Genomic DNA, 12,812 nt, shown 5'->3' with positions numbered 1-12,812 from the left:
CATTCTCATTCACGCGCCTTTATAGTGTTGCTTTTAACTATAAATTGGATTAGTGAAATTGTAATAATAATCCCAACTGATAAAATAATAAGTGCAATACCAATTCCATAATGATCTGATAAAACACCAAATACAAAACTTAGTGTAGCCGTAACAATAGTTGTTACAAATGATTGAACAGATAAAATTGTCGCAAGCATAGAAGTTGGACAGTCATCAGATATATAACCTGTTAGCATTGGTTTTCTGATGTTTTCTATAATGTAAATCAACGTAAAGAATACAATAGAAATTAATAAATAATTTTCTATATAAAATAAACCTGTTATTAATCCACAGAACAATCCTAAGTATAGCGTTATAATTATAGGTTTATCTTTACTAGTAAAGAGTTCACCAAATTTTGCAGAGTTTACACTAGCAATAGTTGTGAAAATATAGATTATCGTATAGGTAACACCTACAGTAAGTCCTATTTTTTGTTCATGAGTTCCTTTAGTTAAAAAAGGTAGTGTAAGTGCAAAAGCTCCAATAATTGGTTGTATAAAATCTTTAATTGCGTTTAAAAAAGAAGAATGCGTACTCGAATTTGTAATAATTTTAATAAGATGTGGTGTTTGTAAAACAGACCATAAGTCTTTAATAAAGCTATTACCTCCTTTTTTCTTTCGCTTACCTTTATTTAGTTCACTAGGGTAGGTTACTAAGTTTATAGTATTGATAATAAATGGAATTGTAGAGAAAATAAAAACATTATCAATGTTCCCTGAAAAGTAAACCATAGCTCCTGCAAGTAAAGCAGAAACAGCAGAACCTCTTTGCGACCAACCTCTTGTGTGGCCATAATAATCAGTTTTGTAATTTAACCATCCCTTTATCTCTAAATAAGACATAATCATGGCTTTATGTGTTCCACTCCTTAATGTTTCTCCTAGCCCATAAAGGCAGAAAGCGATAATTAGAAAATGAAACTGAGGTAAGAAATACATCATTAGGAACGAGCATATATATGCCATAAAACCTAAAATAAGAGATTGTTTTCTACCCATCTGATCAGCTAAAATACCTGTAGGAATTTCTAAAAAGAAAGATACGAGTTTCCTTAGAGCATATAAAAAACCAACTTGAGTATATGATAAACCATGTTGTACTAAAAATAGTAATAGAAAAGCATCAAAAAATTGAAGGTTTTTTAAAAAACCATAAGAGCAGAATTTCCAATATTGTAAATCTTTAGTAAACGTGTTATTTGACATATAATGAGATAGTTTTTTTTAATCTTTTTATTAATATAACTAATAATTATAGTAATTGATTATTTGTGAGAATAATGATTTTTCACGAAGTTCAAGTGAAAATGAGACTATATTTTTAAACTAAATAACTTCAATCTTAATTATACAACATGAAACTCTCTCTAATAAAGAAGTTAAGGGTATTGACAAATGGTACTCAAGGGCTACTTTCTGCTATAGTATTTACTATTGGTTGTGGCACTGCACTCTACAGTTTTAATCATATTGATTTTGACGAATACATATACTTATCCTCAAATACAGCAATAGGTTCTGGAGTTATTTTAGATGTTTATCAAACGTCCTCAATAGTAAATGATGAATATATCTATAGATATGATTATGAATTTGGGCTAGATGGAATAAGTTATTATTGGTCGTCTTATAATGCAGGCTATGGTATAGAAGTAGGTGATAAAGTGAAAATTGAATACAACATTGACAAGCCAGAAGTGAATAGAATTGCGGGGATGAGTAATACAAATAGTTTAATATTCTTCTATTTAATTCCGTTTATTATTGGTCTAATATGGTTCTCAATCAATGTGTTTTTTGGTAGAAGAAAATTAGACATCATTGAGCATGGCGTATTAACTGATGGTTGTTATTTCAGAAATGAAATGACATCAATGGAAATCAACGATAGAAGAGTTTATAAATATTTCTTCAGCTATAAAGACGCAAATAACAAAGAACATGAATTGACAATTCGAACACATAGCCCCGAGTTTTTATTTTACAATAAAAGAGATAATATTATTTATCATAGCAATAAGCCTGATAGAGCATTATTTGTTGATAACCTTTCGGGGTCTCTTCCAGAGTATGTACGTTCAATTTTCAAAAAAGAAGAGCAATTCTAAATCAAAAAGACGTTGTATTCACATTTTGATGAATACAACGTCTTTCTTCTTTTTGTAAGATTTATTTATCTAATTTTAGAACAAATTCTTTTATTTTTTTACCAATTAATTCAGGGTTGTCTTCTTGAATAAAATGGACTCCTTTCCCAATATTTACTACTTCTAAATTCGGAATATTTTCAATTATCCAATCTCTTACAGGCTTAGGCATGAATGCACCAGGTTCTGCATATAAAAAGAGTTTAGGTAGGGATGATTCAGCCAGCTTTTCTCTGTAATTTTTTACAATTGAAGCTGTCAATTCTGGTTTTCCATTTAAGGGAACTTGAGAAACAAACTTCCATATAGGTTTCCTACTTTCAACAGTTTGAAAAGGTTCTTTGTAAGCAGCCAATTCTTCGGTTGTTAAATCTCTAGCTACCCAAGTTGGTAATACATCATTTAAGAACATATTATCTTCAGCAATCATTTTCCAACCGTTTGGGCCTCTTAACTTATTAAAGAAATCAATGTTTTCTTTAGGAAAGAACGTACCAATATCTTGAATAATACCTTCCATAAATGCAATTGCTTTTACATTTTTAGAATGATTAGCAAAGTAATTAAATCCTAACCCCGATCCCCAGTCATGCAATACTAGAATAATATTTTTTAGGTTCATGGTTTCAATAAGCTTTTCTAGATACGCATATTGTTCCATAAAAGTATAATCAATTGATGGCTTATCAGACTTACCCATTCCAATTAAATCAGGAACAATAATATGATGGCCTGTACCTTCTAAATATGGAGTGATATTTCGCCATAGAAAACTGTTTGAGGGATTGCCATGTAGAAATAAAATAGGATTTCCTTCTCCTTTTCCATATTCTAAGACATGTATTTTACTACCATATACTTCGTAATAATTAGAAGTTGATGAATGGTTATTTGACATTTTTTCTGGATTAATAAGGGTGTTAAATGTGATATATATAAATATAAGGTAATTTGAAATACTTTCAGTTGAAAATTAAAAAGTCTCACCTAAACTAACTTAGATGAGACTAAAATATAGGATTATAATAATTTAGAATTTTTGATTTTTACGCTGTTTTACGGCACTTTTTATCAATTTCCCTAAATTTTTATCTTTCTTCTTTCGTTCTAAAGTATCTGATTCAAAATGCTCTTTTTCTTTCTCCATTTTTCGGAAATTTGCATAAGCACCTTCATCAATTTCTCCATTATCTAATGCTTCTAAAACTGCACAACCTTTTTCATGTACATGTGTACAATCACTGTATTTACAATTTTCAGCATAACTTAAGATCGTTTCAAAAGTAACTTCTAAACCTCCAGATGCGTCAGTTATTCCAATTTCTCGCATACCTGGGTTATCAATTAAAATACCTTTATCAAGTACAATCAATTCTCTATGAGTAGTAACATGTTTCCCTTTGTTCACAGCGCTACTAATATTGCCTGTTTTCATCACAGATTTTCCAGAGATATGATTAATCAGGGTTGATTTACCAACACCCGAAGAACCTAATAAACAGTATGTTTTACCTTTTTTGAGAAAAGTATTTAATTCATCATATCCTTTTGTTTGGCTACTTACAGTTACAACTGCCACGTCATTAATACGTTCATTAATCTGATTTTTGATGGTAAGCAAAGTATCTTCATCTATTAAATCAATTTTGCTTAACACAATAACAGGTTCAACTTTAGAAGCATGGCAAATTGTTAAATAGCGTTCTAACCTATTTAGATTAAAGTCTCGATTAACAGATTGAACTATCAATCCAAAATCAATATTAGCTGCAATAATCTGTATCTGCCCTACTTTTCCAACAGCCTGTCTTTCAATAATAGATGAGCGAGGGTAAACTTCATGAATTAATGCTTTACCTTCATCAAATTCAGAAAAAGCAACCCAGTCTCCTACAGCGGGTAAATCGTATTTACTTTCTGCCATAAAACGCAAATTCCCCATTAATTCTGCATCAAATTCTTGAGTAGGAGTTTTAATGATATATCTATCTTTATGTTCTAAGATTACACGCCCTACTTCAAAACCATCTAAACCTTCTGATTGTTGGTATTGACTGAGTAGTTCTGTAAAACCTAATTCAATATTTGTCATTATTTCTAATAATTTTATGAGATAAAACTCATATCAAAAATGATAAATGAGTTATAGAAACCGGCTTTTTCAATAGCTTTTTTAGAAGCAATATTATCGTAAGTAGTAGAACAAACAGGTTGTTTATTTAGTTCTACAGCTTTTTGTGCTAATGCATTAAGCATTTTTGCACCTAAACCTTTTTTACGGTATTCTGTATTTACAATTACACCAAGGTCTGCTACATCTTTTTGAGTATCACTAATTCTACATTCTCCAGATGCAATAATATTATCTCCTTCTTTTGCTATGTATAATTCTTTTCTATTGATAAGGTTATCAGTATAACCGAATGTGTCATCAAAGCCAGCGTTGTTTTTTAAAAATGCACGCATTGTATCTGCATCTTTAACTGTGGCATTCGTGATTTCGAATGCTGAATTTTTGATTAACGGACTACCTGCATATTGGAAACAAAAAGTATTTATTTTATTACTTTTTGATAAACTTAATGCTGTATTAAAGGAGATGGGATCGATACTACTTAAGCTTGCAAAAGTAATTAATTCTTTAGTAATCAATGTACTTATAACTGCTTCCATTAAGTATTTAGCCTCATCTTTCAAAAATAGCTGAAGTAGACTTTTGTTATCGTCAATACAACAGTACCCTACTGTATTACTATCAATTTCTATTAAAAAGGGAGTTGCAGAAGCAATATAAAGATCTTGCCACATCCCGTCTAAAGTACCTGTAAATTGATTATATAGTTCTGATCGATATTGACTTATTAAATTTATGTTTTCTGTTTGAATAAAATTCATTGCTGTATATATTTTTTTATTAATTCTGATTTGATTTCCTCTATTGGGAAATCATTAAAAATGGATAAGTAGTTTAAGGCAATGCCATCAAGTTCTGCAATGAACATGTAACTTCTTATCGTTGAATTTATTGGGTCGATTTCATTAAATATTTTTTTTGTTGATTCAAAAATTAAAGCAGCTCTTTCGTCTATCAAATCTTTTACAATTTCTCTTGTTGTTGGTTGTGATATTACACTAACATTCAACTGTAAGAAAGTACTATCTTTTTTGAGTTGTTCAAAAAAAGAGTTCAATAAAAGAGAGAGTATTTGATATGGATTCTCTGCTTTATGGGTTAAATTATTCTTTTTTATATCATTTGTTGTTCTAGAAAAAATTTCCCTTAGTAAGCCATTTTTTGATTTGAAATGATGGAAAATAAGTCCTTTAGAAACTCCTGCTGTTTCACATACTTCTGATATTGAGGTGTTTTCAAACCCTTTCTTAGCAAAGAGTTTAGTGGCAACTTCTATTATTTGTTCTTTTTTATCCATATTTAAATTAAATGACTGACCGTGTAGTCGGTTTTTATTATTTATTACGATAGAAGTTTATAAAAGGTTACGCTAATTTTCAGAAATTCGATAATTTTTATCAATTACTTATCTCAAACAAGTATCTCTACAAAAGAAATTTACTCCAAAAGGGTAAGATAAAATTATTAAAAGATATAATTAAAAAAAGAATAGTTTGGGTAGTTCGGAATTATAGATAAACTTATTAAAACAATCTTTTCATTATCAAAACACCCAATAACTCATTGTAATAACTAATGCTTAGTTATTCTTTAAATTAATTAAAAAACAATGTCTAAAAAACTATCTATTAACATCTTACTTGCATTTCTTGTAAGTCTGATTTTTTGTGAAGATTCTCTTGCACAAAAAAAGAAAAAAGATAAATCGTCAAGCAAGAAACCAAATATCTTAATTATTTGGGGTGATGATATCGGACTATGGAATATCAGTGCTTATTCTAATGGTCAGATGGGATATACTACTCCAGGTATTGATAGAATTGCAGACGAAGGTGTACTTTTCACTGATTACTACGGAGAGCAATCATGTACAGCAGGTAGATCATCTTTCATTACAGGTCAATCAGGTTTAAGAACAGGAATGACAAAAGTAGGAATGCCTGGTTTTCCTCAAGGGCAAGCCGATGATGATATCACAATAGCTGAGGTTCTTAAAAACCAAGGGTATATAACTGCTCAATATGGTAAAAATCATTTAGGTGATGCAGATGCTACATTACCGACTAAACATGGGTTTGATGAATTTTATGGATTTCTTTATCACCTTAATGCAATGGAGGAACCAGAGTACCCTAACTATCCAAAAGATCCTGAGTTTTTAAAGAAATTTGGACCTAGAGGTGTTTTAGATTGTACCTCTGATGGTCCAGTTAAAGATACAGGTCCATTAACAGTGGAACGTATTAAAACTATAGATGATGATATTACAAAACGTTCTATTGCATTTATGGATAAGGCAATAGATCAAGATAAACCATTCTTTGTATGGTGGAATGCTGCAAAAATGCATTTTAGAACACATATCAAAGAAGAATCAAATGGTCTTTCAGGAAGAGGATTTTACAATGACGGAATGGTTGAACATTCTAACCATGTAGGTCAATTATTAGATTATTTAGATGAGAAAGGTATTGCAGATAATACAATAGTAATTTATGGTACTGATAACGGTCCACAAACCAACTCGTGGCCTGATGGTGCAATTTCTCCATTTCGTATGGAAAAAGAAACACAATATGAAGGAGCTTATCGTGTTCCTTTCATGATTAGATGGACAGATGGTGGAATTTCAGGAGGTAAGAAAATTCAAGGAATGATTTCACATTTAGATTGGCTTCCTACACTAGTTGCTGCTGCTGGTGATACTGATATAAAAGAAAAATTACTTAAAGGAGGATATGAAGCCAATGGAAAAAGTTTTAAAATTCATTTAGATGGTTATAACATGCTGCCATACCTACAAGGTAAAGTAGAAGATTCACCACGTAAATGGTTTATATATCATACATCTGAAGCAGAACCAGTTGCTGTCCGACAGGATATTGAAGGTAAAATGCAAAAAATGTCTTTAAAATGGGTATTTGGAGAACAGCGTGGTAAAGGTGGTGAGCTTTGGTTAGAGCCTTTTACTTGGTTACGTATGCCTAAGGCATTTGATTTAAAAATGGATCCTTTTGAGCGTGCTGATTACGATTCGAATACATATATGGATTGGTATATCAATCAGATTCCGTACATGTATAGTGCTATGGCTCATATGAAAGAGTATGCAATGACATTCAAAGAGTACCCAGCTTCACAAAAGCCTGGTTCTTGGAAGATGAGTCAGCTTAAAGAAATGAGTTATGAAGTTGGTCCAGTAGGACCTGGTGGTTCTAAAAAAACTGGAGAGTAATAATTTCCTATCACTTAAATTAAAAAATCTGTTTGGTCTTTATGTAAAAATTAGACCAAACAGATTTTTTGTATCAAATAAAATGTATTTAAAATATACTTTTATCAGATGGTATATTAACTATAAAAAATACAATAAAGTAACTCTAATTTATTTAGGGTCATACCAATTGTAATAGGCATTTTTATCGTCGTATTTGTACAGATCTGTGAGTAACATAGACCAAACATCTCTTCTACCTACATAACTTGCCATGCCTGCATAATAAAAACGATGAAGGTTTTCCCGTTCATAATCAACTTCATTTTTTAATCCTTCGGAAAGATTTGGAATATTTTCTTGAGCATCTAATAATTGAGGAAGAATTTCTGTAAGAATAGATTTGTTAACCCATCCATCATATTCTAATATTGGGTGATTATCTGATACTGGTTCAGCGTTTCTACTAAAAACATGTAAACCACCTCTCCCCATAACGTATGTACTTAAAAACTGCGCTTCGTTGTGTATACCAACTTCATTAAGAGCTTTTTTTACATCTGGGTAGGCTAACCTTTTTCTGATTAACTCTAAATCTAATGTAAGAGGTTGCATAGAACCAATAATTAACATTTCGTGCATCTCTGTGGTCCATAAATTAGCATACGGAAAAACTTCTAATATAGCCTTAACTAGAGATTCTGATGCTGCAACGGTCTGTGTTGTAATTGGCCACCATTGTGCCATCATTCCATTTGTGGTTAATCTTGACCTACACAACTCGTAAAAATCTTTACTATATAGATTGTTAACACCTACTGCAGTTGGAGGTGGTGGTTCTAATGTAATTAAATCATACGTCCGTGTTTCTTTCATTAATTTGTGTCGCCCATCATCAACAAAAATATTTATATTTTCATCTTGTGCTAATTGATAATTTCCTACAAACTTATTCGTAGCTTCCACTACTTCAGGTAATAATTCTACAACCGCCCTTTCTTCTAATTCTGGAAATTTTAATAGAGCTCCTGCTGTAATTCCTGTACCTAACCCTACAACTAGTGCAGACTTTGGTTTTCCGTTAAATGTAATAAGCGGAATAAAAGATTGCAGACGCATATATCTTAAAGATGGGAACACATCTCCAGTATTAGAAACACCTTGAATGTACAACCGTCTAAATATTCTATCCCCTTCGCCTTGTTCAATTACTGCTACTGTATTACCAATACCTTCTTTGAAGTATACAATATCACCTGTCTCTTTTTCTAATAGTAAATCGATAAATTTTGTATTTGGTATGAAGGCGATAAAAAGTAGACCTAATGCAAAAGAAGGAGCATATTTTTTTGTCGAAGATGTTTGATAGAATGCCGCGAATGAAACACCAATTGAGAGTGCTAATAAAAGAAATAAAGTATAAATGACTCCTAAAGTAGGAAATAGAATAAACCCTGTAACTAAACTACCAAGTACACCACCAATGGTATTCCATGCCAGTAATTTTCCACTTACTTCAGAAAGGTGATTTCCTTTACTAACAAGTTGGGTAATAACTGGGAAAATTGCTCCCATAAAAGTGGTAGGAATTAAAATAAAGAAGCTACTAATAAACAGAAAACGTCCCATCATCATAGCACCTTTACTAGAGTATAAATCATATATAGAATTTCCAAATTCAACTTGGTACTCTAAAGTCCAACTACCAAGAATACCAATAGAAAATAGTGTACAAAAAATGCTTCCGAAAGTAAGTAAACCAAATGTCTTCCATAGGTTTTTAATCTTATCAACATATTTACCCATTATTAGATTACCTAGTGCTAGTCCTAATAAATAAATAGCCAACATTGTAGCAAAAGCATATGTACGTGTATTTTGGAATTGTACGATAATTTGACCCCATAAGATTTCTTGTGAGATACCAATAAAACCAGTTATTCCATAAAGTATGTATCCAATGTGAAAACCACTATTTTTAGAGTTTTTAGAAGTATCTGTAGAAAGAGGAGTATCTTTATTTAACATGAAAAAATAAACATATGCTCCTAGTAACAGGTTTATACACGCGGTAAATAAACCTGCACCCACAACACCAAATATAGGAATGACAATAAATGGAGTACTTAAAGCCCCAAGAATTGCTCCTGCAGTATTTGCTCCATATAAATAACCAATACTTTTCCCCGATTTGTTTTTAGAAGGATTGTAATATTTAATAAGTGCTAAAAAAGTACCACTCATAAAGAAGGCTGGTAGTGCAATAAGTAACCAAGGGATAATGTAGGCTAACTTTCCAATAACAGCTTCAATTTGAACATATGTGCTCTCTGTATAAAACAACAGAAGGCTAATAACAGCACTAGATATTGCTGTTAATATTTCTAGGTTGAAATAAACTTTTAAAGGGTTACTAGACCTTTCAATGTACTTGCCTAAATAATAATTTCCTACTCCTAACCCGGTAAAGAAGCCACTAATAACAATAGATGTAGAATAGATGTCGACTCCTATAACTATTCCTAATTGTTTTACCCACAATGTTTGGAAAATTAAAGCGGTAATGCCAGAAATAAAAAGTAAAAGTGTTAATACTAAGAGTTGCTTATTCTTGGTCATGTTTATTTTCTATAAAAAGAAGTGCAATAGTTTAATGAGTTGGATTACAGTGTTCGAGTTGTTAATCAATAAGTTTTGGATTGAAATAGTGTAATCTCTCTAAATAAATATACACAATTTTTAGATAGTTAGTAGTGGCAATTTTAATGAAATTTATTTCTAGTATTAACGATAGAAAGAATTGTATAATGAGCGGACAAATGAAATGAAATTCAAATTCTCTGTTAACTTACATATAATAATAACTCAATTAATCTTTTAATTATTTATTCAATCTATTAATTCTCAAAAACTAATCTTTTTAAAAATGAGGGAAAAAGTATCAAGAAATTTATTTCTCGCCTTTATGTGTATTTCAATGGTTTTACCAATGGAATTAACAGCACAAGGTAAAAAGGGAAAAAAGCCTAACATTATTGTGATGTGGGGTGATGACATTGGCCTATATAATATAAGTTATTGGAATAGGGGTTTAATGGGCTACAAAACTCCTGGCATTGATAGAGTAGCAAATGAAGGGATTGCCTTTACTGATTACTATGGCGAACAATCTTGTACAGCTGGTAGATCATCATTTATTACTGGTCAATGTGGTTTACGTACAGGTATGACAAAAGTAGGGTTACCTAAAGCTCCTCAAGGGCAAAAAGCAGATGATATTACCCTGGCTGAAGTACTAAAAAATCAAGGGTACGTTACAGGACAATTTGGTAAAAATCATTTAGGAGATAGTGACGAAAGTTTACCAACAAAGCACGGTTTTGATGAGTTTTATGGATTCTTATATCACTTGAATGCGATGCAAGAGCCAGAAGATGCTGACTACCCAAAAGATGCAGATTTTTTAAAGAAATTTGGTCCTAGGGGAGTTCTTGATTGTACATCAGATGGCCCAGTAAAAGATACAGGTCCATTGACAATTGAAAGAATGAAAACAATTGACGATGATGTAAATGTTAGAGCAAAGAAATTTATTGATAAGGCTGTAGCTCAAGACAAACCTTTCTTCGTTTGGTGGAATTCATCGAGAATGCACTTTATCACTCACGTTAAAAAAGAATCTAGAGGTATTTCTGGACAAGGTTTTTATAACGATGGAATGATGGAGCATGATGGACACGTTGGAGATATGCTAGATTATTTAGAGGAAAAAGGGTTGACAGAAAATACAATTGTTATCTACGGTACAGATAATGGACCTCACTTTAATGCATGGCCAGATGGTGCAATCACGCATTTCCGTTCAGAAAAAGAAACCAACTGGGAAGGAGCGTATAGAGTTCCTACGTTTATTCGTTGGCCTGGTAAATTTAAAGCAGGTGAAGTTAAAAATGGTCTAATTTCTCACTTAGATTGGTTGCCTACTTTAGCTGCTGCTGCAGGCGAACCAGATATTAAAGAGAAGTTGATGAAAGGTGGTTATAAAGCCAATGGCAAATCGTTTAAAGTACATTTAGATGGTTATAACATGCTTCCATATTTAAAGGGAGAAGTGTCTCAATCGCCACGTAATCACTTTATTTATAATAATGCAGATGCTCAAATTGTAGCTTTACGTTATGAGCAAAGAAATTATGTAACAGGTAACTCAACCTTCATGGCAGGTGGAGGAACAGACGGTACTCCAAAAGTTTCTGATGCAGAAATGTCTACAGCATGGAAAATTGTTTATGCCGAACAGAGAGGAAAAACAATGGAACTTTGGTCGGAGCCATTTACATGGTTGAGAATGCCAAAAATCTTTAATTTAAGAAGAGATCCGTTTGAAAGAGCCGATCATAATTCTAATAATTACTGGACATGGTTTATCAATCACCCTTTTGTTTTTTATGGAGGTAACGATGTTGTATTAGAACATATCGAATCATATAAAGAATACCCACCATCTCAACGTCCTGGATCATTTACAATGGATGGAGCATCAGAAATGGTGTATAAAAACTTTGGTATTGGACCAGGAGAATCAACTGGACCAGGAATAAAAAATAAATAAAGGATTTACCAATTATAAATCAGGGAATAAGTAATAATATTTATTTCCTGATTTTTCTATACTATTCTAAACTTACTATCACATTATGAAGAGATACTTTTATATAACATTTCTATTGATATTTTCATTATCAGTAGTAAATGCACAAGCCTACTTAATGACGCCTACCTCAAGTCTTCAATCACTAGATAACACAACACAAACAACACCAAAACAACAGCATAGTGCAGAAACATCTAGTTCCCCTGCATTTTTGAAAATGCCGAATACTGTAGAAGTTGAAGGAGCACCAACTCAATTAGTAGATTATATTAATGATTTTACTACAGCCTTGAATAAAAAAAATTACACTAAAGTATCTTATTACTTTATTGGCGCAGAGAAATTTTCTGACGATACAAAAGCCCTGAAATCATTTATTGATAAATATTGGTGTGGAAAGGAAGAAGGGAAAGAATATAATGGAATAACCTGTTTGAAAACCGATGACATAAAAAAAATTGAAGTGGTATCTTCTAAACAATTAGGAGGAACTACCTATGTATTAAAACATAGATTGACGACGAAGAAAGAGAAAAAAGTAATGGTTGAATTGGTGATGCAATTATCAGAACAACGCCCTCAATTTGTTGGAGCACTTTAAGTAATAAATTTA

The 12,812-nt window shown here is 31.8% G+C and carries 10 protein-coding genes; 4 read left to right on the top strand and 6 right to left on the bottom strand.

The annotated features are described in order from the left end of the window. Positions 1-5 precede the first annotated feature (5 nt). Positions 6-1,256: an MFS transporter gene (locus KM029_RS08105; protein WP_144072801.1), complete on the bottom strand. Its 1,251-nt coding sequence runs from the start codon at positions 1,254-1,256 to the stop codon at positions 6-8. Positions 1,257-1,405: 149 nt separating this feature from the next. Here KM029_RS08105 and KM029_RS08100 point away from each other — a divergent pair, with 149 nt between their 5' ends. After that, entirely contained in the window at positions 1,406-2,158 is a 753-nt protein-coding gene (locus KM029_RS08100) for a DUF3592 domain-containing protein (protein WP_144072800.1), read from the top strand. A 61-nt stretch (positions 2,159-2,219) separates the two neighbouring features. Here the strand turns inward: KM029_RS08100 and KM029_RS08095 are convergent, their stop codons facing one another. The 4 genes from KM029_RS08095 to KM029_RS08080 all read right to left on the bottom strand — a co-directional run bounded on the left by KM029_RS08095 (position 2,220) and on the right by KM029_RS08080 (position 5,628). Beyond that, on the bottom strand, positions 2,220-3,095 hold the full coding sequence (locus KM029_RS08095; RefSeq protein WP_144072799.1) for a haloalkane dehalogenase: 876 nt from the start codon (positions 3,093-3,095) through the stop codon (positions 2,220-2,222). A gap of 132 nt (positions 3,096-3,227) precedes the next feature. After that, the gene (gene rsgA, locus KM029_RS08090; protein WP_144072798.1) at positions 3,228-4,289 is read right to left on the bottom strand and encodes a ribosome small subunit-dependent GTPase A; all 1,062 of its coding nucleotides are present in this window, start codon (positions 4,287-4,289) and stop codon (positions 3,228-3,230) included. 14 nt (positions 4,290-4,303) lie between these two features. Continuing rightward, positions 4,304-5,092, bottom strand: a complete 789-nt coding sequence (locus KM029_RS08085; RefSeq protein WP_144072797.1) for a GNAT family N-acetyltransferase — start codon at positions 5,090-5,092, stop codon at positions 4,304-4,306. After that, entirely contained in the window at positions 5,089-5,628 is a 540-nt protein-coding gene (locus KM029_RS08080) for a TetR/AcrR family transcriptional regulator (RefSeq protein ID WP_144072796.1), read from the bottom strand. Before KM029_RS08080 ends, KM029_RS08085 begins: the two co-directional genes overlap by 4 nt. 312 nt (positions 5,629-5,940) lie before the next feature. On the opposite strand from KM029_RS08080, the gene KM029_RS08075 reads away from it, so the two are divergent. Further along, positions 5,941-7,566 (top strand): arylsulfatase, encoded by a 1,626-nt coding sequence (locus tag KM029_RS08075; RefSeq protein WP_144072795.1) that lies wholly within the window; start codon positions 5,941-5,943, stop codon positions 7,564-7,566. Between the two features lie 150 nt (positions 7,567-7,716). Here the strand turns inward: KM029_RS08075 and KM029_RS08070 are convergent, their stop codons facing one another. After that, complete coding sequence (locus KM029_RS08070; protein WP_144072794.1) at positions 7,717-10,164, bottom strand: fused MFS/spermidine synthase; 2,448 nt, start codon at positions 10,162-10,164, stop codon at positions 7,717-7,719. Between the two features lie 307 nt (positions 10,165-10,471). Between KM029_RS08070 and KM029_RS08065 the strand changes: the two genes are divergently transcribed. Both KM029_RS08065 and KM029_RS08060 read left to right on the top strand, forming a co-directional pair. After that, the gene (locus tag KM029_RS08065) at positions 10,472-12,157 is read left to right on the top strand and encodes an arylsulfatase (RefSeq protein ID WP_144072793.1); all 1,686 of its coding nucleotides are present in this window, start codon (positions 10,472-10,474) and stop codon (positions 12,155-12,157) included. Between the two features lie 85 nt (positions 12,158-12,242). After that, positions 12,243-12,800, top strand: coding sequence for a hypothetical protein (locus tag KM029_RS08060; RefSeq protein ID WP_144072792.1), 558 nt, complete (start codon positions 12,243-12,245; stop codon positions 12,798-12,800). The last annotated feature ends 12 nt before the right edge of the window (positions 12,801-12,812 follow it).

This window comes from Flammeovirga kamogawensis (assembly GCF_018736065.1).
In the GTDB taxonomy this organism is placed as follows: Bacteria; Bacteroidota; Bacteroidia; order Cytophagales; family Flammeovirgaceae; genus Flammeovirga; species Flammeovirga kamogawensis.
This window is presented reverse-complemented; position numbering and strand designations above follow the sequence as displayed.

Excerpts from the sequence above, each read along its gene's own strand:
- rsgA (WP_144072798.1), bottom strand. The coding sequence starts at position 4,289 with ATGACAAATATTGAATTAGGTTTTACAGAACTACTCAGTCAATACCAA.
- KM029_RS08060 (WP_144072792.1), top strand. The coding sequence starts at position 12,243 with ATGAAGAGATACTTTTATATAACATTTCTATTGATATTTTCATTATCA.
- KM029_RS08100 (WP_144072800.1), top strand. The coding sequence starts at position 1,406 with ATGAAACTCTCTCTAATAAAGAAGTTAAGGGTATTGACAAATGGTACT.
- KM029_RS08075 (WP_144072795.1), top strand. The coding sequence starts at position 5,941 with ATGTCTAAAAAACTATCTATTAACATCTTACTTGCATTTCTTGTAAGT.
- KM029_RS08105 (WP_144072801.1), bottom strand. The coding sequence starts at position 1,256 with ATGTCAAATAACACGTTTACTAAAGATTTACAATATTGGAAATTCTGC.
- KM029_RS08070 (WP_144072794.1), bottom strand. The coding sequence starts at position 10,164 with ATGACCAAGAATAAGCAACTCTTAGTATTAACACTTTTACTTTTTATT.
- KM029_RS08080 (WP_144072796.1), bottom strand. The coding sequence starts at position 5,628 with ATGGATAAAAAAGAACAAATAATAGAAGTTGCCACTAAACTCTTTGCT.
- KM029_RS08065 (WP_144072793.1), top strand. The coding sequence starts at position 10,472 with ATGAGGGAAAAAGTATCAAGAAATTTATTTCTCGCCTTTATGTGTATT.
- KM029_RS08095 (WP_144072799.1), bottom strand. The coding sequence starts at position 3,095 with ATGTCAAATAACCATTCATCAACTTCTAATTATTACGAAGTATATGGT.
- KM029_RS08085 (WP_144072797.1), bottom strand. The coding sequence starts at position 5,092 with ATGAATTTTATTCAAACAGAAAACATAAATTTAATAAGTCAATATCGA.